Origin of the sequence: Vagococcus zengguangii, from assembly GCF_005145005.1 — a bacterium.
Taxonomy (GTDB): Bacteria; Bacillota; Bacilli; order Lactobacillales; family Vagococcaceae; genus Vagococcus_A; species Vagococcus_A zengguangii.
The window spans coordinates 839,462-861,973 of the sequence record NZ_CP039712.1 but is presented as its reverse complement, the minus strand read 5'-3'; the positions used below and the strand labels follow the sequence as shown (position 1 = coordinate 861,973).

At 34.6% G+C, this 22,512-nt stretch carries 17 protein-coding genes; 3 read left to right on the top strand and 14 right to left on the bottom strand.

The window, feature by feature from the left end; all coding sequences use genetic code 11:
• Window position 1: 1 nt before the first annotated feature.
• The 9 genes from FA707_RS04090 to FA707_RS04050 all read right to left on the bottom strand — a co-directional run bounded on the left by FA707_RS04090 (window position 2) and on the right by FA707_RS04050 (window position 13,579).
• Entirely contained in the window at window positions 2-3,052 is a 3,051-nt protein-coding gene (locus FA707_RS04090; RefSeq protein WP_136953027.1) for an alpha-mannosidase, read from the bottom strand.
• A 199-nt stretch (window positions 3,053-3,251) separates the two neighbouring features.
• Window positions 3,252-5,519, bottom strand: coding sequence for a helix-turn-helix domain-containing protein (locus tag FA707_RS04085; protein WP_136953026.1), 2,268 nt, complete (start codon window positions 5,517-5,519; stop codon window positions 3,252-3,254).
• Complete coding sequence (locus FA707_RS04080) at window positions 5,506-6,135, bottom strand: YesL family protein (RefSeq protein ID WP_136953025.1); 630 nt, start codon at window positions 6,133-6,135, stop codon at window positions 5,506-5,508. Before FA707_RS04080 ends, FA707_RS04085 begins: the two co-directional genes overlap by 14 nt.
• A 139-nt stretch (window positions 6,136-6,274) precedes the next feature.
• The gene (locus tag FA707_RS04075) at window positions 6,275-7,915 is read right to left on the bottom strand and encodes an extracellular solute-binding protein (protein ID WP_136953024.1); all 1,641 of its coding nucleotides are present in this window, start codon (window positions 7,913-7,915) and stop codon (window positions 6,275-6,277) included.
• Window positions 7,916-7,937: 22 nt separating this feature from the next.
• Window positions 7,938-8,852: a carbohydrate ABC transporter permease gene (locus FA707_RS04070; protein ID WP_136953023.1), complete on the bottom strand. Its 915-nt coding sequence runs from the start codon at window positions 8,850-8,852 to the stop codon at window positions 7,938-7,940.
• A 12-nt stretch (window positions 8,853-8,864) separates the two neighbouring features.
• Window positions 8,865-9,770 carry an ABC transporter permease gene (locus tag FA707_RS04065; RefSeq protein WP_246032358.1) on the bottom strand — a complete coding sequence of 302 codons (906 nt, stop codon included), beginning with the start codon at window positions 9,768-9,770 and terminating at the stop codon, window positions 8,865-8,867.
• A gap of 254 nt (window positions 9,771-10,024) precedes the next feature.
• Window positions 10,025-11,671 (bottom strand): extracellular solute-binding protein, encoded by a 1,647-nt coding sequence (locus FA707_RS04060; RefSeq protein WP_136953021.1) that lies wholly within the window; start codon window positions 11,669-11,671, stop codon window positions 10,025-10,027.
• A 28-nt stretch (window positions 11,672-11,699) separates the two neighbouring features.
• Window positions 11,700-12,614 (bottom strand): carbohydrate ABC transporter permease, encoded by a 915-nt coding sequence (locus tag FA707_RS04055; protein WP_136953020.1) that lies wholly within the window; start codon window positions 12,612-12,614, stop codon window positions 11,700-11,702.
• Between the two features lie 14 nt (window positions 12,615-12,628).
• Window positions 12,629-13,579 carry an ABC transporter permease gene (locus FA707_RS04050; RefSeq protein WP_136953019.1) on the bottom strand — a complete coding sequence of 317 codons (951 nt, stop codon included), beginning with the start codon at window positions 13,577-13,579 and terminating at the stop codon, window positions 12,629-12,631.
• 319 nt (window positions 13,580-13,898) lie between these two features.
• On the opposite strand from FA707_RS04050, the gene FA707_RS04045 reads away from it, so the two are divergent.
• From FA707_RS04045 to FA707_RS04035, 3 genes are read left to right on the top strand one after another with little or no spacing between them, the layout of a single operon-like run.
• On the top strand, window positions 13,899-15,770 hold the full coding sequence (locus FA707_RS04045; RefSeq protein WP_136953018.1) for a beta-N-acetylhexosaminidase: 1,872 nt from the start codon (window positions 13,899-13,901) through the stop codon (window positions 15,768-15,770).
• 9 nt (window positions 15,771-15,779) lie between these two features.
• Window positions 15,780-16,274 (top strand): hypothetical protein, encoded by a 495-nt coding sequence (locus tag FA707_RS04040; RefSeq protein WP_136953017.1) that lies wholly within the window; start codon window positions 15,780-15,782, stop codon window positions 16,272-16,274.
• A gap of 5 nt (window positions 16,275-16,279) precedes the next feature.
• Window positions 16,280-17,581 carry an alpha-L-fucosidase gene (locus FA707_RS04035; protein ID WP_136953016.1) on the top strand — a complete coding sequence of 434 codons (1,302 nt, stop codon included), beginning with the start codon at window positions 16,280-16,282 and terminating at the stop codon, window positions 17,579-17,581.
• Between the two features lie 130 nt (window positions 17,582-17,711).
• On the opposite strand, the gene FA707_RS04030 is transcribed toward FA707_RS04035, so the two are convergent.
• The 5 genes from FA707_RS04030 to FA707_RS04010 all read right to left on the bottom strand — a co-directional run bounded on the left by FA707_RS04030 (window position 17,712) and on the right by FA707_RS04010 (window position 22,508).
• Complete coding sequence (locus FA707_RS04030; protein ID WP_136953015.1) at window positions 17,712-18,608, bottom strand: ROK family protein; 897 nt, start codon at window positions 18,606-18,608, stop codon at window positions 17,712-17,714.
• 60 nt (window positions 18,609-18,668) lie between these two features.
• Window positions 18,669-20,306, bottom strand: coding sequence for an extracellular solute-binding protein (locus FA707_RS04025; RefSeq protein WP_246032346.1), 1,638 nt, complete (start codon window positions 20,304-20,306; stop codon window positions 18,669-18,671).
• Between the two features lie 59 nt (window positions 20,307-20,365).
• A complete protein-coding gene (locus FA707_RS04020; protein WP_136953013.1) occupies window positions 20,366-21,733 on the bottom strand; it encodes an alpha-L-fucosidase in 1,368 nt (455 codons plus the stop codon).
• Between the two features lie 228 nt (window positions 21,734-21,961).
• On the bottom strand, window positions 21,962-22,243 hold the full coding sequence (yidD, locus tag FA707_RS04015; protein ID WP_136953012.1) for a membrane protein insertion efficiency factor YidD: 282 nt from the start codon (window positions 22,241-22,243) through the stop codon (window positions 21,962-21,964).
• Between the two features lie 76 nt (window positions 22,244-22,319).
• The gene (locus tag FA707_RS04010; protein WP_136953011.1) at window positions 22,320-22,508 is read right to left on the bottom strand and encodes a DNA-directed RNA polymerase subunit beta; all 189 of its coding nucleotides are present in this window, start codon (window positions 22,506-22,508) and stop codon (window positions 22,320-22,322) included.
• Window positions 22,509-22,512 lie beyond the last annotated feature (4 nt).

The window sequence follows — 22,512 nt, the reverse complement described above, 5'->3', positions numbered from 1 at the left end:
TCTAAAAAAATATTTTTAACGTTTGAACTTCATAAGGCTTCAGTGGTACGGTAACTGAATGTTCAGTATGTACTAAGTCTTCTATTGGATTCTCTAATAGATCACATAATTGTACAGTTTTCAATTCACGAGCAAACGTTAACGCTGCCTCAGTACGTTTGTTTTTAAATTCATACAGACGGATAATATACCCTTTACCATCTTCGGCTGGCTTAATGGTATCAATCAGTACATTATCTAATTCGCACGTCACAAACGATGCTTCCATACTAGCAAAATGCGTCCCATCAACAACCACTTGATTTAACACAAGAGCTGGTGTATTTAAATCTAAAGCTTCTTCCATAACAGGGGCTTGTTTCCAATCGCCTGTATGTGGCATCAATGAATAAATAAAATGTTGATGTCCTTGATCCGCGCCATCATATGGATCGATTGCTGATTTAACTAACGTAATCCCAATGTTTTGATAGTCTACGTTAAAGCCATATTTCGCATTTGATAACACGGCTACACCATAATCACCTTCTGAAATGTCGACCCATTTTTGACCGTAAACTTCAAAACGGGCTTTATCCCATGAAGTGTTCTCATGAATATCACGCTCGACATTACCAAATTGAATATCAAAAGTTGCTTTAAGCGAGTTAACCTCAACCGGAAACTGCGCTTTCAATAACATTTGTTTTTGATGCCAGTCTAAATCCGTTTCAAAATCAATCCGTGCTGAATCATGATAAAAATGAATAGCTTGCGTAATAGTCGATTGTTTAAATTGACGCGTGATAACTAACGTTTGTCTAACGTCACCTTTTTCAATTAATTCAACATTTGAAACATTCGCTACTGACCAAGCTTTTTCCTTATAGTAAGGATCAATATCCCAGGCATCATAATCCATGGGAATATCCTCATAAGCAATCAGCTCATTTAACACTTTTCCAGCTGGCAAAATTTCTCGTCGCTGTTGTTTATCAATTAATGAAATAATTTGATACTGTTCATCAAACGTCACTGTGTAATACGGTGTTTCCAATTGCTTAGTGACAAACTCAGACGTTGAAGCAAGTTGCTCCTCTTCAAACGGTGCGACAGCCATTTTAACTGCGGCCAAACTAGCAACCTCTTTAATTTCTACCAATACCTGATTTTCATCTATTCGTTGCCATTTCAATTGATGCGTTTCGCTAACGGGACGTTGACCTAGTGGCAGTGGCAATTTTACTTTAAGATCACGTTTTTTAGCTAGTGGATTAAACACGAAATAGTCAGAACCCTTAGTTGTTATGGTTTGTGATAATAAACTTTCTGCTTGGTTTTGAATCATCTCATAATCTAAATCCGTTTGATCATAGACTTCTTTAATCGAACTACCTGGTAAAATATCATGAAACTGATTCAATAATAATAATTGCCAAAGTTCTGTCATAGTCTCTTTAGGAAGCGCTTCACCTAAATGGGCATAATATTTCTCGACAGATTGCAACAACGTCTCTAATTGACGATTAGCCTTCTTATTTTTACCAATAGACGTATACGTTCCACGGTGATATTCAAAGTATAATTCACCCATCCATTTTGGAACGACCTCTGCTTGATCCATGGCTTGTTTTAGTGAATCAAAATATGATAACGCATGACCCATTTTAACTTTCGGAATACCTGGCAAACCATTTTCTAAACGTTTAGCCGTCTCCAACATGTCTCTTGTTGGTCCACCGCCCCCATCACCATATCCGTAAGCAATTAATACTTCATCATTTAAATCTTTCTGTTGGTATCTTTCCCAACTGCCTTTGACAGTATAAGGATCCAACATGCCGTTATAAGTTGTATAGTATGGTCGTGGCTGGTAACCTTCACTCACTGTGGTAATAAAATGCGTTAAGACTTCACTACCATCAATCCCTTTCCAATAAAATGAATCATAAGGAATTTTATTGGATTGATTCCATGATAATTTAGTCGTCATAAAGTAATCAATACCCGATTTCTTTAATAATTGAGGTAAAGCAGCTGTATAGCCAAAGACATCAGGTAACCATAAAATTTTACTGTCTTTATTAAATTCATCTTTGATAAATTTTTTTCCATGTAAAATTTGACGAACTAAAGATTCACCTGAAGTCATATTACAATCAGCCTCAACCCACATACCACCGTCGATTTCCCAACGTCCTTCTGCGATTTTTTCTTTAATCAGCTCATAAAGCTCAGGGTAATTATTTTTGATAAATTGATACATTTGAGGCTGACTTTGGAAGAATGTATAATCTGGGTATTCATCCATCAATTTCATCACGGTTGTATAACTACGCTCACCTTTTTCAATTGCCTGCTGAACCGTCCATAACCAGGCTAAATCAATATGCGTATGACCGACACCGACAACCGTTCCTAAGTGTTTTAATTGTTCACTTTCGTATAACTCTTGGCGTAAAATTTCTTTAGCGGCTTTGATGCCTAGATAAAACTCTTCGCTATAAGCATCAAACAACGGCACTTGTTTTAAAGCGGATTTGATGGCTTTTTTGTAGATTAAGTTTAGCTCTGGATCAGCCTGAACAAGTTTCCAAGATGACCAAGCAACTTGGACATCATAAAATAAATCACGAATGGCTTGATCAATCCGACGACATTCCACATGGATTGGAAATTGTTTTTCTTCACGTCCACTAAAAATTTCTAATCGTAAGGAAGTTTCCACTCCAATATAGGCATCATCCAACAATAGTTCGTGATGATTAGTATCTACTGCTTGAACAAAATGGTCATTTAGATACACTTTAATTTGTGGGTTCGTACTATTATCTGACTCTGACAAATCAGAATAAATAAATAATTCACAACGATCATACGACCAATCCTTTGGAATCGTAAAACATGTTTCAATCGTGTAGTAATGATTTTTTTTACCAAAAAATGTGCCGAACTGATAATCTTGTTGGACATTTTCTTCAGTTATTGTAGCCTTTTTCAAGACTAATCTATCCTTAACTGCCAAACGATTTAATTGATAAAATTGTTTTTGTGAATTTTCTAAATCAAACATAAATTCCCTCCATTAACGCAATATAAGCGCTTTCTTTAGTTTGATTTTATGTAATTTAATAGGTAATAGTCAATAGGTTTCCCGCTAATCCATAATATACATATCATGAAATGATTACATAGTTTCTGATAACGCGAAGTGCTTATTCAAATATAAAAAGGAAAGTAAGTGGCATCACTTACTTTCCTTAATACTCATCCTATTCATATTCATGTCTTTGAATCTTACGATATTGCCCTGGTGTTACACCCATAATATTTTTAAATTTCCGCGTATAATTAGAGACATCGTAATAGCCATTTTCCTGAACAATTTCTTTAATTGGTTTATCAGTTTCAACCAGTTGTTGTTTAATCTTTTCTAATCGTAAATCTTGAATATATTTAGAGAACGTACGGTCACTTTCTTTCTTAATAAAGCGACTAATATATGAAACCGATAAATCAAATTCTTCTGCGACACTTTCTAATGATAAATCTGGAGACGAATAGTGCTCGTTGATATAATCAAAAATCTCTTGTTTTAAAATATTATTTTTTGGTTTGTTTGCAATCTGGATGCAAATTTTTTCAGCCAAGGATAAGCTATTGACACGTAATTCTACTAATGAATCAAAGCCTGATAATTGTTCACCTAGTTGATAAAAACTATCATCACATAACTCCACACCTGACTTAATAATCGTATTAAGTAAGTTGTAACCGAATAGTTTCATGCTATTTACAGATGATTGCTTACTTGCAAAATCATTGATGAGTGTATTGATTACTTCTTGTGCGACTACAAAATTACCTTCATTCAAACTTTGCATTAATTTTAATTGTTCCTCAGGTTGAAATGGCTTAGAACTTTTTTCATTTTCTTTAATATCGCTAAAATGGATAATCGTATTTTCTAGATCAAAGTGCTTTTGATAATCGATAACCGCCATCGCTTCGATGTATGACTTATTAATGTCGTTTAAATTAGCAACCACTGTTCCGATACCAATATTCATTGCGATTTGTAAGTCATTTAGTAATGACTGATAAATTTCATCGACGATTAAATTAGTCGACCAATTATCGATTTCATTTGCCGTACTACAAATCAACGCAATAGCTTTAGCTGATACAAGCTTAGTACCAAAAATTTGATAATCTTTGTTATAAAAAACATCAACCTTGTTCATGATATAAGTTTCAACCGTATCGGTAATTTCCTCATAAGCAAACTCAGTACTCAGAATCATTACAAAGTAGTTTTTATCATATAATTCGATTGTAACAGCGCGCAGTAGCATTTCAATTTCTTCAACACTTTCAAAATCACCTTGAAGTAATTTACCAACAATCTTATCGCGTGCATAAGGGGTTTGCGATTTTATTTCTTCAATCAATGTTTCGTTAGTTTCAAAATATTCAACTAAACTTTGTTGCAATTGATCTAGTGGGACTTGGCGATTATCATTATTAGCAATATCCAACTTACTTGCCAATATTTTCTCGATTTTCTTAATGGGTTGGTACTGCTTCTTACTCGTCGTATAAATTAAAGCGACGCTCCCTACAAAAAGAAGGAGTACTGCCCCGACTGTTCGGTAATGAATTTGAGCGATTTCATCAAATGATTCACGGGGATTTGTCAGTGCAATAAAAATCAAATTTTGTTTACTATCTACTTGGCGATTAATTTGTAATTTATTATCGTCAAGTTTAATTTTTTGTTTTGACTCATCAAGGGCTAGCTCTTTCAATGACGTCCGATCCTCTAAATAGCTATCATTCGACGATAAAATCAATTGGCCCTTCTGATCAAAAATCAATACATTACCATTTTGCTTTAACATTAATTTTTCAGTATCTTTCAACAAATTATTTTTCTTAATTAAATAGGAAACAGTACCATATTTAGAACCGTTTACATCCATAATCGGCATCGTATAGCAAATCAAATCATTACTTTCTTCCGAATTTCTCGTTGTGATTATACTAAACTCAGGTACTTTCGCATTAAATAATTGCTGAATCGTTTCTTTTTCTAATTGATAGTGAGCATAGCGTCTTTCGATAAAGGTACTGAACGCCATTTTCCCAGTCGAGGTATATAAGGTATCTGGATATTCATCATATTGGATAAATAAATCTTCAACCAGCGTGCTGTTTTTATAACGATTAATTTCAGCAATCCCCTCTTTTGAATAATACGGATGATTCATCATGTATGGAGTTATTCGGGCATCATCAGATATTTTTTCAGAAATATTCGCGATATCATCAAATTTTTCCGATACATATTCTTTCAGCTGAAACATCGAATTATCAATCCCATTTTCAATTTGATTTTGAATATTTTTCCTTGAGGTGTTGTACCAAATAATCGATAAAATAAGAAAAGGAATAGCAAAAATTAGAATATAAATAACAACATACTGATAAATTGATTTTCTGTTGTTAAGAACGCTCTTCATCTTGTTAACCATTTTCATAATTATCAAACCTAGCTTCCGTTTTTATTATTCCTTGTTTTGAAAAGAACAGAACGATAAACACTAAGGCTGGCAGCCCTACTAAAATAATTAATATCGGTGAGAAAGCAAAAATAATTGGCATTAATAAAAAACTAATAACAATGGCCACTGCCTCTACAATATTAGAAATAAACATTAAGAAAGATTGTGTGATCACTTGTTTAATCGTTAAATTGTATCTAATTAAGACGGGGAATGAATATAAAATAGTTCCAATAGTCATGATCATCAATAATAATAAGGCCCCATGAATGATTGGTTGTTGAATAAATCGTTTAGAGATAGCTAAATCAAAACTTAAAAATGCTACTAGCCCTAGTAAAATATATCCCACACTATTGCTTGCTTTAAATTCCTCACGATAAGCCTCTTTATAAGCAACTTTCATATCCTGATAAGTTGAAATATCTCCATTTATTAATTGGTTAATTACTTTGAACATGCCATACAAGCTAGGAAATAAACCTAATACAACTCCGCCACGTAAACAGTAAATAACAAATAATACTTGTAAATAGACCGCTCTACATAAAAGCAACCCCAAATTATAACTTAAACCGATAATTCCTTTCATTCTTGTATCACCTCGTTCATATTTAATGCGCTTACATTCACATTATATTATAACACAATACGCAAACTAAAAAAAGGATGTTTATTACCCATAAGTAATACAAAAAAAAGATGCGACAAAATATCGCATCTTTTTACAATTATTGTTTGTTGTAGTTATCTAATGCTTTTTGGTAAATTTCTAAGTATTTTTCTAATCCCATAGAATTTACTGTGTCTACATATTTATCCCAGTTAGATAAAGGTTCAACACCTGTGATAAATTTCGCTTCCATTTGTTCGATATAAGTTGATAAATCAGTTTGTGTGTCTTTAATTTGATCAATTTCATCTTTTGAAAGGTAAAGTAATGGCATTGGCAATTGACCATTAGCTGTGATTTTTTCTTCTGTTTCACTATTAATAAAATCAGTAAAGGTTGTATCCATCTCATCATCAGCATTACCTCTGATATATAAATCTTCAGTGTTTTTGTAATCAATATTTGGCACAGTTAAGCCATATGCTGGTGTTATTGTACCACGTGTATCTTCTACATTTGCTAAATCAACATTCTCAGTGTAAACTCTTACCTTTTCACCTTCAGAGTTTTCTGCCCATTCCCATAAAGCGCCTTCTGGTCCTTTATTAATATAGAATGCACCCTCATCACCATAGAAATAATCTATCCATCTTAATAACGCTTCAGGCGATGCAGCTTCTTTAGTAATGGCAAATGTTCCTCTTGAAATACCTGCACTAATTGGTACAACTGTTTCTTTTGAATATTCAGAAGTAAGCGGTTGGAACATTGGATCGTTTAATGCATCTTTTTCTTCTTTACCAGTAGTAAAGTATGAGAACCAATCTGGGAATAAACCAATTTGATTTTTTTGACCTTTAGCTTTCTTTTGTTCGTCAGCTTGACTAAAGACTTCTTGGTCTAATAATTTTTCTGAATAAAGTTTGTTCATAAATTCTAAGTAACCTTTATAATTTTCAGTAGTTGGTGCGTAAATTACTTTTCCATCCTGTTCTTGGACACCAAAATTCGTTAGACCAAAGGCAGCCATTAACCATGGGCGAGTACTTTCCATTTTTACGTCAGTTAATGGAATCTCATCTTTTTGTCCGTTTCCGTTTGGATCTTCATCACGCATACGAACTAATAAATCATAAAATTCATCCGTTGTCTTTGGTAATTCAGTTACATTTAGGGCTTCTAACCAATCACCACGATACCACATTGGTCCTCTTGGCCATACAGCTGTTGGTTCATTCATTGCTAAAGAAGGTAACGTATAAATATGTCCGTCTGGTGTTGTAATTGATCTTCTAATTGTGTCATTTTCTTTTAAAATCTTACTAAAATTCGGCATATTTTCATCAATTAAATCTTCAAGCGCAACAAATGTGCCTTGTTCACCGTATTCGATAACCATTGTATCTGTTAAATTAGAATTTCCAGCTGCATAAATAACATCTGGCAAATCACCACTAGCAAGTGCTAGATTTAATTTTGTTGAAAAATCGGCTACTGGTGGTGTTGTAAATTCAAAGTTAATACCTGTTTTCTTTGCATACTCTTGGAATACTGGCATATCTTTCCATTCTGCCAATCCAACATTAGGTCCCATCATTTTAAAGGATACTTCTTCTTCAACGATTGGAAATCCTGATTCTGTTAATTTCACATCATCTTTCTTGTCTGATGCTTTATCTCCTGATCCTCCACATCCTGCTAAAACCATCGTACTAATCATGACACCTGATAAGACTTTTGCAAATTTTGTGACTTTCATAACGTTCCCCCTATTTTTTTATTTATCCTTTAACTGAACCAATCATCATCCCTTTTACAAAATACTTTTGTAAGAATGGGTAGACAACGATTACAGGTAAGGTTGAAACAATCATAATACCGTACTTAATAACTTGAACTAACTGCTGTTTACTATACATCATCGCTGCCATGTCTGATGACATGTTACCGTTGATTGAGTTAGATGACATATCTTGTAACACTAAGATTTCACGCAAGACCATTTGTAATGGATATTTAGCTTTATCTGATAAATAAATCAAGGCACTAAAGTAGCTATTCCAATGACCTACCCCATAGAATAATGCCATAACCGCAATAATAGGCATTGATAATGGTAAGATAATGCTTGTGAACATTTTGAAATCACTACAGCCATCAATGATTGCTGCTTCTTCCATTTCTCGTGGAATCGTCGTTTCAAAGAACGTTCTTGTAACGATTAAGTTATAAACTGAAACCGCTCCAGGAATAACTAACGCCCAAACTGTGTTTAACATTCCTAAGTTCTTAATTAATAAGTAACTTGGAATTAAGCCCCCACCAATAAACATCGTCACTAATAAGAAGCTCATAAAAGCGCTGCGTCCATATAAATCTTTTCTTGATAAAGCATAAGCACATGGTAAGGTAACCAATAAATTGATACTTGTTCCTAATACCGTATAATAAATCGTATTGGCATATCCTCGCCAAATACTATCATTGTTCAAGATAGTCGTATAACCTTCCCAAGTAATTCCTTTAGGTAATAGCCACATTTCACCAGAGTTAACTAAACTTGGATCACTAATTGAAGCGCTGACAATATAAACTAACGGATATAAGACAATTAATAAAGCTAATAGTAAGAAAACAAAGTTGAACTTTAAAAAGATTTTATCTGCTAGTGTGTCTTTAACTAAACGATTATTCATTCTTTCTCCCCCTTAGAATAGAGATGTTTCATTTAACTTATCGGCTACTTTATTAACACTGATTAATAAAATGGCATTAATAACTGAGTTGAATAAACCAACTGCTGTGGCGTAACTATACTGTGCATCTAATAAACCTTGCTGATACACAAACGTTGAGATAACATTCGAACTCTCTAAGTTTAATGGATTTTGCATCAATAAGATTTTTTCATGTCCAAGTGACATAATCGAACCCACACTCATGATTAATAAGATAACCATTGTTGGGCGAATCGTTGGCAAGTTAATGTGCCAAATACGACGTAAACGTGACGCACCATCTACTACCGCTGCTTCGTGTAATTCTGGGTCAACACCTGAAAGTGCCGCTAAGTAAATAACTGAACTCCATCCGGTTGACTGCCAAACACCTGATAGTACATAGACGGTTTTAAACCATTTCGGATCACTCATAAAGTCCATTCTTTCAAAACCTAAAAAATCTAACACGTGGTTAATTAAACCAGTTGATGGGTTTAAAAATGCCACGATCATCCCAACCATAACTACGACTGAAATAAAATTTGGTGCGTATGTCACGGTTTGTGTGATTTTTTTGAACTTTCCATCTTTTAATTCATTTAAAGCTAACGCTAAAATAATCGGTAATGGAAAGCCAACAATTAATGAATAAATACTGATACCTAATGTATTTTTTAATAAATCCCAGAAATAATAGGAATCAAAGAATCGTTGAAAATGTTTAAAGCCAACCCATGGGCTACCCCAAATTCCTAAAGCAGGCACATAATCTTTAAAGGCAATAATAATTCCGTACATTGGAATATAAGAAAAAATTAAAATGACTAAAAACGCAGGTAAGATAAATAAATATAATTGTCTATTCTTTTTTATTTTTTTCCACGTTTCACTCATACGACTAACATTCTGATTTTTTTCTTGAACGGCTAGTTGTTCCATTTCATCACTCCTAATCTGTTTTGTAAGCACTTTCAGATTAGTTCAAATAATGATGGTATTCAATGTGTCATTCTTCCCCTCAATCAAACCCTTGATAACTATAGGTTTTATAAACAAAAAAAACAACAGGAACTGCTATTAATTGTTTGAATCATAAAAAAAAACAAGCAGTCTAGTCTGCTTGTTTTTCTTCATCCTAAAATGACATATTAATTTTGGTTATAGCGATCAACTGCTTGTTGGTAAACTTCAACATATTTGTCAACACCCATTGATTCGATTGTTTTCACATATTTATCCCAGTTAGATAATGGTTCAACCCCTGTGATAAATTTCGCTTCCATCTGCTCAATATATGTTTGTAAATCAGTTTGTGTATCTTTAATTTGATCAATTTCATCTTTAGATAGATAAATTAATGGCATTGGTACTTCACCAGCTGGCGCTAACTTAGATTCTGTTTCTGTAGCAATAAAGTCAGCAAATGATGTATCTAACTCATCGTCGGCTTCGTTACGAATCATTAAGTCATCTGTATTCTTGAAGTCAATATTTGGAATAGTTAAACCATAAGCTGGTGTTAATTTACCACGAGTTTCTTCAACGTTTGTTGTATCAACAATATCTGTATACACACGAACTTTTTCACCTTTAGAGTTTTCTGCCCACTCCCATAATACGCCTTCAGGTCCTTTATTAATATAGTAAGCTCCTTCAGGTCCATAGAAGTAGTCTACCCATCTTAACAATGCTTCTGGTGATTCAGCTTCTTTTGTAATAGCAAACGTTCCTCGTGAAATACCTGGGCTCTTAGGTACAACTGCTTCTTCTGAGTATTCAGAGGTTAATGGTTGGAACATTGGGTCTTCTAGTGCACCTTTTTCATCTTTACCAGTTGTAAAGTAAGAGAACCAGTCTGGGAATAAACCTAATTGATTTTTTTGTCCTTTAGATTTCTTTTGTTCGTCTGCTTGACTAAACACTTCTTGATCTAATAGTTTTTCAGAGTACAACTTATTCATAAACTCTAAATAACCTTTATAGTTTTCTGTCATTGGTGCATACGTAACTTTTCCATCATCTTCTTGAACACCAAATGCTTTTAAACCAAAGGCTGCCATTAACCATGGACGAGTGCTTTCCATTTTCACGTCAGTTAAAGGAATTTCATCTTTTTTACCATTACCATTTGGATCTTCATCACGCATTCTAACTAATAAATCATAAAATTCATCAGTTGTTTTTGGTAATTCTTTAACATCTAACGCTTCTAACCATTCACCACGGTACCACATTGGACCACGAGGCCAGATTGCTGACGGTTCATTCATTGAAACAGTCGGCAACGTATAAATATGTCCATCTGGTGTCGTAATTGACTTTCTAATTTCAGGATTTTCTTCTAATAATTTATTAAAGTTAGGCATGTTATCTGCAATTAAATCTTCAAGTGCAACAAATGTTCCCTGTTCACCGTATTCAATGACCATTGAATCCGTTAAACTACCTGAACCTGCACCATAAATGACATCTGGTAAATCTCCACTTGCTAATGCTAAGTTTAATTTAGTTGAGAAGTCAGAAGATGGAGGTGTAACGAAATCAAAATTAATACCCGTTTTTTCAGCATAATCTTGGAATAATGGCATGTCTTTCCATTCAGCCATCCCAACGTTCGGTGCCATCATAGTAAACGTTGTTTCTTCTTCAACAATTGGAAAACCTTCAGTCGTTAATTTAACTGAGCTTTCTTTTTTATCCGATGACGAACTATCATTCGATCCGCCACAAGCTGTTAATACCATTGAACAAATAAATAAACCCGATAAAACTTTTGTCATTTTTTTCACTTTCATTATATAATCCCCCTTAATAAATTAATATTTATCCTTTCACTGAACCAATCATCATGCCTTTTACGAAATACTTTTGTAAAAATGGATAGATAACGATTACAGGTAAAGTTGACACAATCATAATACCATACTTAATAACTTGAACTAATTGTTGCTTACTATACATCATTTCCGCCATATCCGATGACATATTGCCATTAATTGAGTTTGACGACATATCTTGTAACACTAAGATTTCACGCAAGACCATTTGTAATGGATATTTGGCTTTATCAGAGAAATAGATCAAGGCACTAAAGTAGCTATTCCAATGACCCACCCCGTAGAACAACGCCATAACTGCGATAATTGGCATCGATAATGGTAAAATAATTTTAGTAAACATTTTGAAATCACTACAGCCATCGATGATTGCTGCTTCTTCCATTTCTCGTGGAATTGTCGTTTCAAAGAACGTTCTAGTAACAATTAAATTATAAACTGAAACCGCTCCGGGAACGACAATCGCCCAAACCGTATTTAACATCCCTAAGTTCTTAATTAATAAGTAACTTGGAATTAAACCACCACCAATAAACATCGTGACTAATAAAAATGTCATGAAAAAGTTTCTACCATATAAATCTTTTCTGGATAAGGCATAGGCACACGGTAACGTAACGGCTAAATTAATTAACGTCCCCAGTACCGTATAATAGATAGTATTACCATAACCTCGCCAGATACTGTCATTATTTAAAATCGTTTTATATCCTTCCATAGTAATCCCTTTTGGAAGCAGCCACATCTCACCTGAATTAACTGTACTAGGATCACTGATTGATGCACTAATGATATAAACTAATGGATATAACACAATCAATAACGCTAAAATCAAAAAGACTAAGTTAAATTTTAAAAATATTTTGTCTGCTACGGTATCTTTTACTAATCGATTATTCATTCCTTGCTCCTTTCTTAAAATAGTGATGTTTCATTTAACTTATCGGCTACTTTATTAACACTGATTAATAAAATGGCATTAATAACTGAATTGAATAAACCAACTGCTGTGGCATAACTATACTGTGCATCTAATAAACCTTGCTGATACACAAATGTTGAGATAACATTCGAACTCTCTAAGTTTAATGGATTTTGCATTAATAAGATTTTTTCATGTCCAAGTGACATAATCGAACCCACACTCATGATTAACAAGATAACCATTGTTGGGCGAATCGTTGGTAAGTTAATGTGCCAAATACGACGTAAACGTGAAGCTCCATCTACTACCGCTGCTTCATGTAATTCTGGGTCAACACCTGAAAGTGCCGCTAAGTAAATAACTGAACTCCAGCCGGTTGACTGCCAAACACCTGATAGTACATAGACGGTTTTAAACCATTTCGGATCACTCATAAAGTCCATTCTTTCAAAACCTAAAAAATCTAACACGTGGTTAATTAAACCAGTTGATGGGTTTAAAAATGCCACGATCATCCCAACCATAACTACGACTGAAATAAAGTTTGGTGCGTACGTCACGGTTTGTGTGATTTTTTTGAACTTTCCATCTTTTAATTCATTTAAAGCTAAGGCTAAAATGATCGGTAGCGGAAAACCTACTATTAAAGAATAAAGACTAATTCCGAGAGTGTTTTTCAGCAAATCCCAAAAATAATAGGAATCAAAGAATCGTTGAAAATGTTTGAAACCTACCCAAGGACTTCCCCATATTCCTAAAGCAGGCACATAGTCTTTAAAGGCGATAATAATACCGTACATTGGAATATATGAAAAAATTAAAATAACTAAGAAGGCTGGAAGTATAAACCAATATAGTTGTCTATTCTTTTTTATTAACTTCCATTTTTCCCCTAACTTACTGACTGATTTTTCTTTTTCAGTCACAGCTACTTGTTCCATATCCTCACTCCTTTTTGTTTTTTGTAAGCACTTTCATCATAAGATTAATCACAATGGTATTCAATGTGTGGTTTTTTAACCATATCTAAAAATATTGTACAATAAGCCATTCTAACAACGTTCAAACGCACATAATAAATAATAAATAATAAATAACAGATAAATGAACAAAACATTCTAAGTAAACAAGTCAAATTATATTGTTATCTTTCATGCTTTTGATATGTAATTTCATCATAGACTATGTCTAATTAGGAAAACGCTTGCAAAACCACCCGCTTATTTTACAATAGAAGAAAAAGAAAAACGAGGTGGCGTTGTGAAGAACTATCAACTAAGTGGTGACTACCATTTATCAAATGAATTACAGCAAGTGATTACCAATTATTTAGGCATCACATTTAACTCAGATGGATGTCAGCTTATCTTAAAACAAACAAGCGGTAAACTATTGGTAACTCAAACTCAAGAAGAAACTATGATTTGCTTTGAAAAAATCCCTCATCTTCTTAGAGGTTTAACTTACTTAGCAAAAAGTAATAACGAATCATTGTCTATTAAAGAAGATATATTTTTTGATTCGATTGGACCAATGTTTGATGTCTCAAGAAATGCAGTTTTAAAACCAGCTAAAGTAAAAGAATTAATGACAACAAGTGCGTTTATCGGTCTTGATAATTGTATGCTTTACATGGAAGATACCTATACAATTCCTGACTACCCTTATTTCGGTTATTTGCGAGGTCAATACACCCAAGCAGAATTAAAAGATTTAGACGCTTTCGCCAATGTGTTAGGTGTGGAATTGATCCCTTCTATCCAAGTACTAGGTCATTTGCGAAATCCGTTAAAATGGAATTTTGCAAATGGCATGAAGGATACGGAAGACATCCTACTTGTAGGGGCAGACAAAACGTATGAATTTCTTGAATCCGCGATTAAATCTGTCATGTCCTGCTTTACCACAAAAAAATTGCATATTGGGATGGATGAAGCCCACACACTAGGTTTAGGCAATTATTTGAAAAAGAACGGCTTCCAAAATCGATTTGAAATTATGAACGAACATCTAACAAGAGTGAAAGCAATTACCGATGAGTTAGGACTAGATCTTCAAATGTGGAGTGATATGTTCTTTAGAATTGGTTCTAAAACCGGCGACTATTATGATAAAGAAGCGGTCATTCCTGAAGAAATCATTGCAAATATTCCAGATGTCTCTCTCGTTTATTGGGACTACTACAACCATAAAACCGAAGATTATCAACAATTAATTAAAACCCATCGAACGTTACAGAAACCCATTATTTTTGCAGGTGGCATTTGGACTTGGAATGGGATTGCACCAAATTATAGTAAGTCTATTGATACAACCAATAAAGGTCTAGCAGTGTGTAAGGAACAAGGCATTAAAACTGTTTACGCGACGCTGTGGCAAGATGATGGGGCCGAAACGCCGATTGATACAATTTTATTAGGACTGCAATTGTTTGCAGAACATCAATTCAATCAAACTGTTAGTCAAAATGCTTTAGCCGAGCAATTTTCCCTAATGCAAAACCAAAACAGTGAGGACTTTTTACTACTTGATTTATTCGATAATACACCGGGTGTTGCGGAATACAACGCGGAAGCCTCTGCTGCAAGTAAATTAATTTTGTACCAAGATCTATTCAGCGGTATGTACGATTTGAACTTAAACGAATGGCCGTTAAAAGCGCATTATGAACAATTAGTCAAAACATTTGATAACGTCACCAGTCAAGCAAGTATTTTTGAATTCTATAAAATCCTAGCTAACATTTGCTATCAAAAAGTTGACCTAGGTATCAAAATTAGAACAGCCTATCAAACAAAAGATCATTCATTAATGACAGAAGCTGTCCACACTATCGAGGAACTTCATCAACTAATCAGTCAATTAGCAACCACCCATCAGGACATTTGGTATTCACAAAACAAATTCTTTGGTTGGGAAGTCTTAGATATCCGTTATGGCGGTTTATTACAACGATTAACGACGAATAAAAACCAGTTATCATTATGGCTAAACGATACAAGTCATCCAATCGATGAATTGGAAATTGATTTATTGCCATTTGATGGCCCTTATCCAATGAAGAAAGGAGCTATTATTGGACGAAATCTTTATCAATTTATCGTAAGCCCTGGTAAATTATCCGACGTATAGGAGGAAAATATGAACAAAAAACTATTATACGGCTTAGCAATTATAGGACTAGCCATCTTATTGATTCAAAACATTAATAAAGCTAATCAAGTTGTTGGTTCTAACAATGAACCTATTAACGAAGTAACGATACGTGGTAAAAAAGCTAAAACTGACGAAGCTAAGAAAGCTTTAACTTTAATCGAAAAAAACTTAGAAGCTGCCAACAATGAAGACATGAACACTTATTTAGAAACGGTTGTGAGTAGTGCGGCAAAAGATACCACGAAAGAACTACAACCCTTTTTTGACGAATATGATGTCGAAAATACTTTAATAAGTTTTGAAGTCAAAAAAGCTAGCGATACAGAAATGACCATTGAAACACAACAACGTACGATTAATAAAGGTAAGAAGAAATATCGTAATCACATCGCTACAGTCTTACATACCCTAACGAAAGAAGATGGCGAGTGGAAAATTAAACAATCAAATATGACAAATTCAGAATTTATAACGGAGTGATAAAAATGACAACTTACTATAATTGGCCCGATAACTTTCCAAGCACCGAATGGTTTGAACATGATCGTTTTGGTTTATTCATCCATTTTGGTCTATTCTCAGTTGGAGCTCGCCACGAATGGTACATGACAACTGAACAAATTGAAAAAGATGACTATAAAAAATACTTTGATTACTTTAATCCTGACTTATTTGATGCCGATGAGTGGGCCAAACAAGCTTATGAAACAGGTGTGAAATATGTTGTGTTCACCACTAAACATCACGAAGGCTTTGCATTATGGGATTCTCAGTATACGGATTACAAAATTACCAACACGGAGTTTAAACGTGATTTATTAGCTGAATTATTACCAGCTTTAAGGAAATACGGTTTAAAAATTGGCTTGTATCATTCAGTCATTGACTGGCATCATCCCGACTTCATTGTCGACGGTCTACACCCTGCACGCGACAACTTAGTGGAACGTGAAAAAAATAGTGAACGCAAAATGGCCAATTATCAACAATATTTACGCAATCAAGTAACAGAGTTATTAAGTAATTACGGCAAAATTGATTATATGTGGTTTGACTTCTCCTATCCTCATCGTGACTGGGGTTGGTCAAAAGGTAAAGGTAAAAACGATTGGGACAGCGAGAAACTAGAACAATTATGCTTTGACTTACAGCCACACTTAATCATTAATGATCGTTTAAATTTAGATCGTGGGGTTATTACGCCTGAACAGTACCAACCACAGGAGCCTCTCACTCAAGATGGCATGCCAGTCTTATGGGAAGCGTGTCAAACCATGTATGGTACTTGGGGTTATGACCGTGATAATTATGAATGGAAATCAAAAGAATTATTATTAAAAATGATGATTGACACTGTCTCAAAAAACGGCAACTACTTGATGAATATTGGACCGACCGCACGTGGCATTATTACAAATGAAACGAAAGAAGTCCTACATTACTTCAAAGAGTGGATGACCTATCATAGTCGTTCGATTATTGGCTGTGGCGCATCTTATTTTGTTGATCCAATTGATTGTCGTTATACTCAAAATGGTAATCGTTTATACTTACACGTCTATTCATGGCCATATACACACATTCATTTGAAAGGTTTAGCCGGTAAAGTAGACTACGTTCAATTCCTGCATGATGCCTCTGAAATCAAGTTTAGAACATTTGATCCTGAAGAAGTTATCACAAGCACTGAAACAAAAATCTCACCTGATGATATCGTCTTGTTACTACCAACGGTTAAACCAACTACCTTTGATGTACCTGTGATCGAAATTTTCTTAAAAGCTTAATGGTAAAGAGCTGCCCCCTAAAATCAGCATAATAAACTTTACCTTGCTATAAACAAAGAGCCTTGATTGAGTCTTACGACTTTATCAAGGCTTTATTATTTCTATAATTATTATGAATGATGAACGCTACCTAATTTCCATACTTTTCAAGCCAACAATATAGCGCTCCTAACAAGTTCGCATCATTACCAAACTGACATGGCTCAATCGCTAATTCAATGACATTTGAAGGAATCGCAGCAGTTAATTCTTGTAACTTTTGATTCGTGTCATCAATAAATTGCTGGCTTGCACTAATGCCACCGCCAATTAATATTTTTTCTGGGTCTAAAATATATTGTAAATTATAAATGTTCATGGCTAATTGTTCAATAAACACTTCATAATGTGGCATAACTAGTGGTGATTGTTGGCTCACTAATTCCATGATTACTTTTCCATCTAATTCTGCCATTTCTAGCTGAGGATTCGCTTGCTTGACTTTGTTAACTAAAGCGACCGTTGAACCACTAATACTCCATATTTCATATTGCTTCTCCGGATCTTTTTCAATGAAATAACCAAATTCACCTGCTAAACGATTAGCCCCTCGAATCACTTTGCCATCCATAATAATCGCACCACCGATTGACGTCCCAAAGACAATTGTCGCAAAAGAAGAACAGTTTTGAGCGTTGCCTAACCAATACTCACAAAGTGCCGCACAATTGCCATCATTTTCGATAGTGACCGGCACTTGATAATAATTAGTCAGTTCGGGCACTAACGTCGTGCCAAACGCCTCATAAATGGGACTACGCCAACCAATCGTATCATCTCCACGAGCGATTCCCATCGAAGAAATCGCAATGCCTTCTATCTCATCCATCGCATAATGTTGTTCAAGATGCTCTGTAAGCAAGCTGAACATTTGTCTATAGTCTGCTCGAGGTGTTAAAAAACTTGTTACCTCACCTAAGTTTCCTAATTCATTGGCCATTGTTGTTTTGACCGATGTGCCACCGATGTCTATTAAGACTAGTTTCATACTGAAAATCCTCCTATCAAAAAATCTAGAGGTGTTATCCTCTAGATTAATATTTACTTCTTATGAATTGTTGTAACAATCCAATGCACTTTGATAAACTTCGACATATTTATCTAAGCCCATTGATTTTGTTGTTTCAACATACTCATACCATTCTGATAATGGTTTAACTCCAGTGATAAATTTAGCTTCCATTTGTTCAAGGTACGTTGATAAATCAGTTTTAACCTCTTTAATCACTTCATTCTCCTCATCAGTCATATAGACTAATGGGAAAGGAATTTTTCCATAAGGCGCAATTTTTGTTTCTGTTTCAGAAGTCATAAAATCATTAAAGGTCGTATCAATTTCCTGATTTTTATCTGTTCTAATTTGATAATCTTCTGGCCAGTCAGTATCAATGGTTGGTACGGCAATACCATAAGCTGGTGTAATAGTACCGCGTGTGTCTTCTGTATTTTCTAAATTAACTTCATCGGTATACACTCTAACTTGCTTGCCTTCGTCATTGGTCTCAAATTTCCAAAAACTATTTTCTGGACCAAAATTCATATAAAAAGCACCTTCTTCACTATAGAAGTAATCTGCCCATCGTGCGATTGCTTCGGGACTTTCAGCTTTACTAGTAATCGACAAGGTTGAACGCTGCATTCCTGAAGCTATAGGCACGACAGGTTCTTCCGAATAGTCCGAAGTAAGTGGCGCAAACATTGGATGTTTTAATCCATCAGCTTCGCTAGTTCCAACCGTAAAATATGAATAATAGTCTTGGAAAACACCTAAACGATCATTTTGACCTTTAGCTTTGACTTGCTCTTGAGCCTGACTATAAGTTTCTGGGTCTAACAATCCTTCTGTATAAAGCTTATGCATATATTCTAAAAAAGCTTTATAATTTTCGGTAATTGGTGTATAAACGGCTTTCCCATCCATATTTTCAATACCTAATTCTGTCAAACCAAAGGCCGCCATTAACCATGGACGTGAATTATCAAGCTGGACATCGACTAACGGAATCTCATCTTTCTTTCCATTTCCATTTGGGTCCTCATCTCGCATGCGAACTAATAAATCATAAAATTCATCAGTTGTCTTTGGTCGTTCTTTGACATTCAATGCTTCTAGCCACTCACCGTTGTACCACATCGGCCATCTTGGCCAAATAGAAGTCGAACGCGTTTGAATCGCTGGTAACGAATAAATATGTCCGTCAGGCGTTGTTAAAGATTTGCGAATATTCTCATTCTCATCCATTAACTTAGATAAGTTAGGCATATATTCGTCAATTAAGCTTTCTAGAGGAATCAAGGTACCTTGACCTCCGTACTCCATTTCCATTGAAGCCGTTAAATTATTGGAACTTGCCGCAAAAATTACATCTGGTAAATCCCCGCTAGCTAACGCTAAATTCAATTTAGTAGAAAAATCGGCATTAGGAGGTGTTGTGAATGTCCAATTAATACCAGTTTTTTCTGCATAGTCTTGGAAAAATGGCATATCTTTCCATTCAGCAACTCCAACATTCGGTCCCATCATTGAAAACGTTGTCTCTTCTTTAACAATCGGAAATCCTTTAGAAGTAACTTCTAGTGTTTCTTTGCTCTTTTCTTTATTGTTAGATGATTTTCCACATCCAGATAAAACGAGTGTGCCTAAAATGATACTTGAAAACATTAATATTAGTTGCTTCTTTTTCATTCTAATCCCCATCCTTAACTTAATGATGATGCTTCACTTACTCAACTTTTCCCCAACAATTATTTTTTCTTTAATTTGATCACAAAATTTTCCATGGTGTCATGTTTTTTACTAGCTAACATCACTTGATAGTATTCTGTCTCTTCCATCACCTCAATCATTTGTTCCCCAGTTAATACTTCACCTTCAAGGGCTAATGGTTTAGTCAGTAGTTCTTTAGGTATAGTGATACGTTCTGGCATGACTTGTTTTAAGCTTAATGGAATTAAATAGTATGCTTCTTCATTTTGAGTCATACGCCAGCCATTTAGTTCTGGAATACCTTCAACAATACGTGTGCCATATACCGCTTCACCGTTCTTAGATAACCAATTTCCCATGGCACTCATAATCGCTTCTTCTTCAGCAGTAAAGGTACCATCTGGCTTAGGTCCTAATCCAAAAATCACATTCCCGCCTTTTGTAACAACATCAATCATTAGGGCATAAATTTCCTCATCAGATTTAAATTCATCAGTTGGCACATATCCCCAATCATGCCCAAACGGAACATTACTTTCCCAAGGTTTTGTTGGAATTTCATCTAGAGAAGGAATTTTCCTTTCTGGCGTAACATAGTTTTCATGACGTCCTCCCATCATACGATCAACAACAATTAATTCTGGTTGATTTTGTCTTAATTTTTCGACTAGTACGTCCATTTGTAAATCTTCTGGTGCATGACCACACCAACCACCGTCTAACCAAAGTAAGTCAATTTTGCCATAATTTGACGTAATTTCATTTAATTGATTATGAACAAATTCAACATACTTTTGCCATAATTCTGGTTTTTCTGCTGTGTTATAGCTCGTGCGACGACCTTTTGGTGTATCATTTTTTTCCCAATAATACTCCGAGTACCAGTCAGCCTTAGAATAGTACGCCCCCACAGCTAACCCTTCTTCACGCGCTGCATCAAAAATTTCTTTTAACAAGTCGCTACGTTCATCTTTTGCAAATGGTGAGCGTTCGCTTGTAATTTTATAATCTGAAAATTGTGTGTCATACATGTTAAAACCATCATGATGTTTAGTAGTGAAAATTAAATATTTAAACCCTGCTGCTTTGATTGTTTTCGCCCATTTTTTTGCATTGAAATTAACAGGGTTAAATGATTCAATTAAATTCCAATAATCTTTCTGTAATGTTTTTACATCATCACGCCAGGCAACTGGTTCGCGAGCCCATTCATCTAACTCTGATAATTGCCATGACTCCACAATGCCCGCTTCAGCATATAACCCCCAGTGCATAATGACCCCTAATTTTAAATCTTGAAACCATTCTAAACGCTCTTTTAACATCTCTGTTTCTGGAAAAATTTGATTCTCTTGGGACTGATCAAGTTTTGCTTCCTCGATATCTCCCCTAATTTTGTCTGACATAGTTTTCACCTCTAATTATAGTTGATAACAAAATAATAGCGCTTTCTTTTATAGTTAACAATATGTGGAATTAACCCTCTAGTATAAACGAGACCTATTAGCAAACTATACTGCTAGAATAAACTTTCTGAAGTCTAGTACACAATATGTTAAATAGCGCTTTCATAAATATAAACAAAAAACTCTAAGCCTCTATGAATTTACATCCATTAGTTAAGCTTAAAGCTATTAGTTATGTTGCTTTTTAATTGTATAAGGCCCCGGATACTCTTCATTTTTATTCCGTCTCAGCGTAAATTTTTTTGGTACATAGTCAATACCACCTTTAATAAAAGGATGACATCGACAAATACGACCGACACCCATTACCGTACCTTTAAACGCACCATGATAAGTAATCGCATCTATCATATAAGCAGAACACGTTGGATGATACCGACAAGAACGAGGTGTTCCAGCTGAAATATATTTCTGATACAAACGTACTATGTTTATTAATATTCTTTTCACTTTAATACCTACCTTAAGACACAAAGAGGACGTTGACCATTTGTCACGCCCTCTTTAACTATTCAAACTCTTTTTCTTAACGATTAGTACCCAAGATACTAATCAAGTATTGCCAAACATCTTTTCCAAAAACTTCTGTTGGATTGCCATCGCCAATTACGCCGTAACCAATCATTAGACCGATATAAAATAATGCGATAAACAACACGAGAAAAATTATTACTTTAATTAATTGGGTAATAATGTATTTTTTTGATAGAGACATTTCA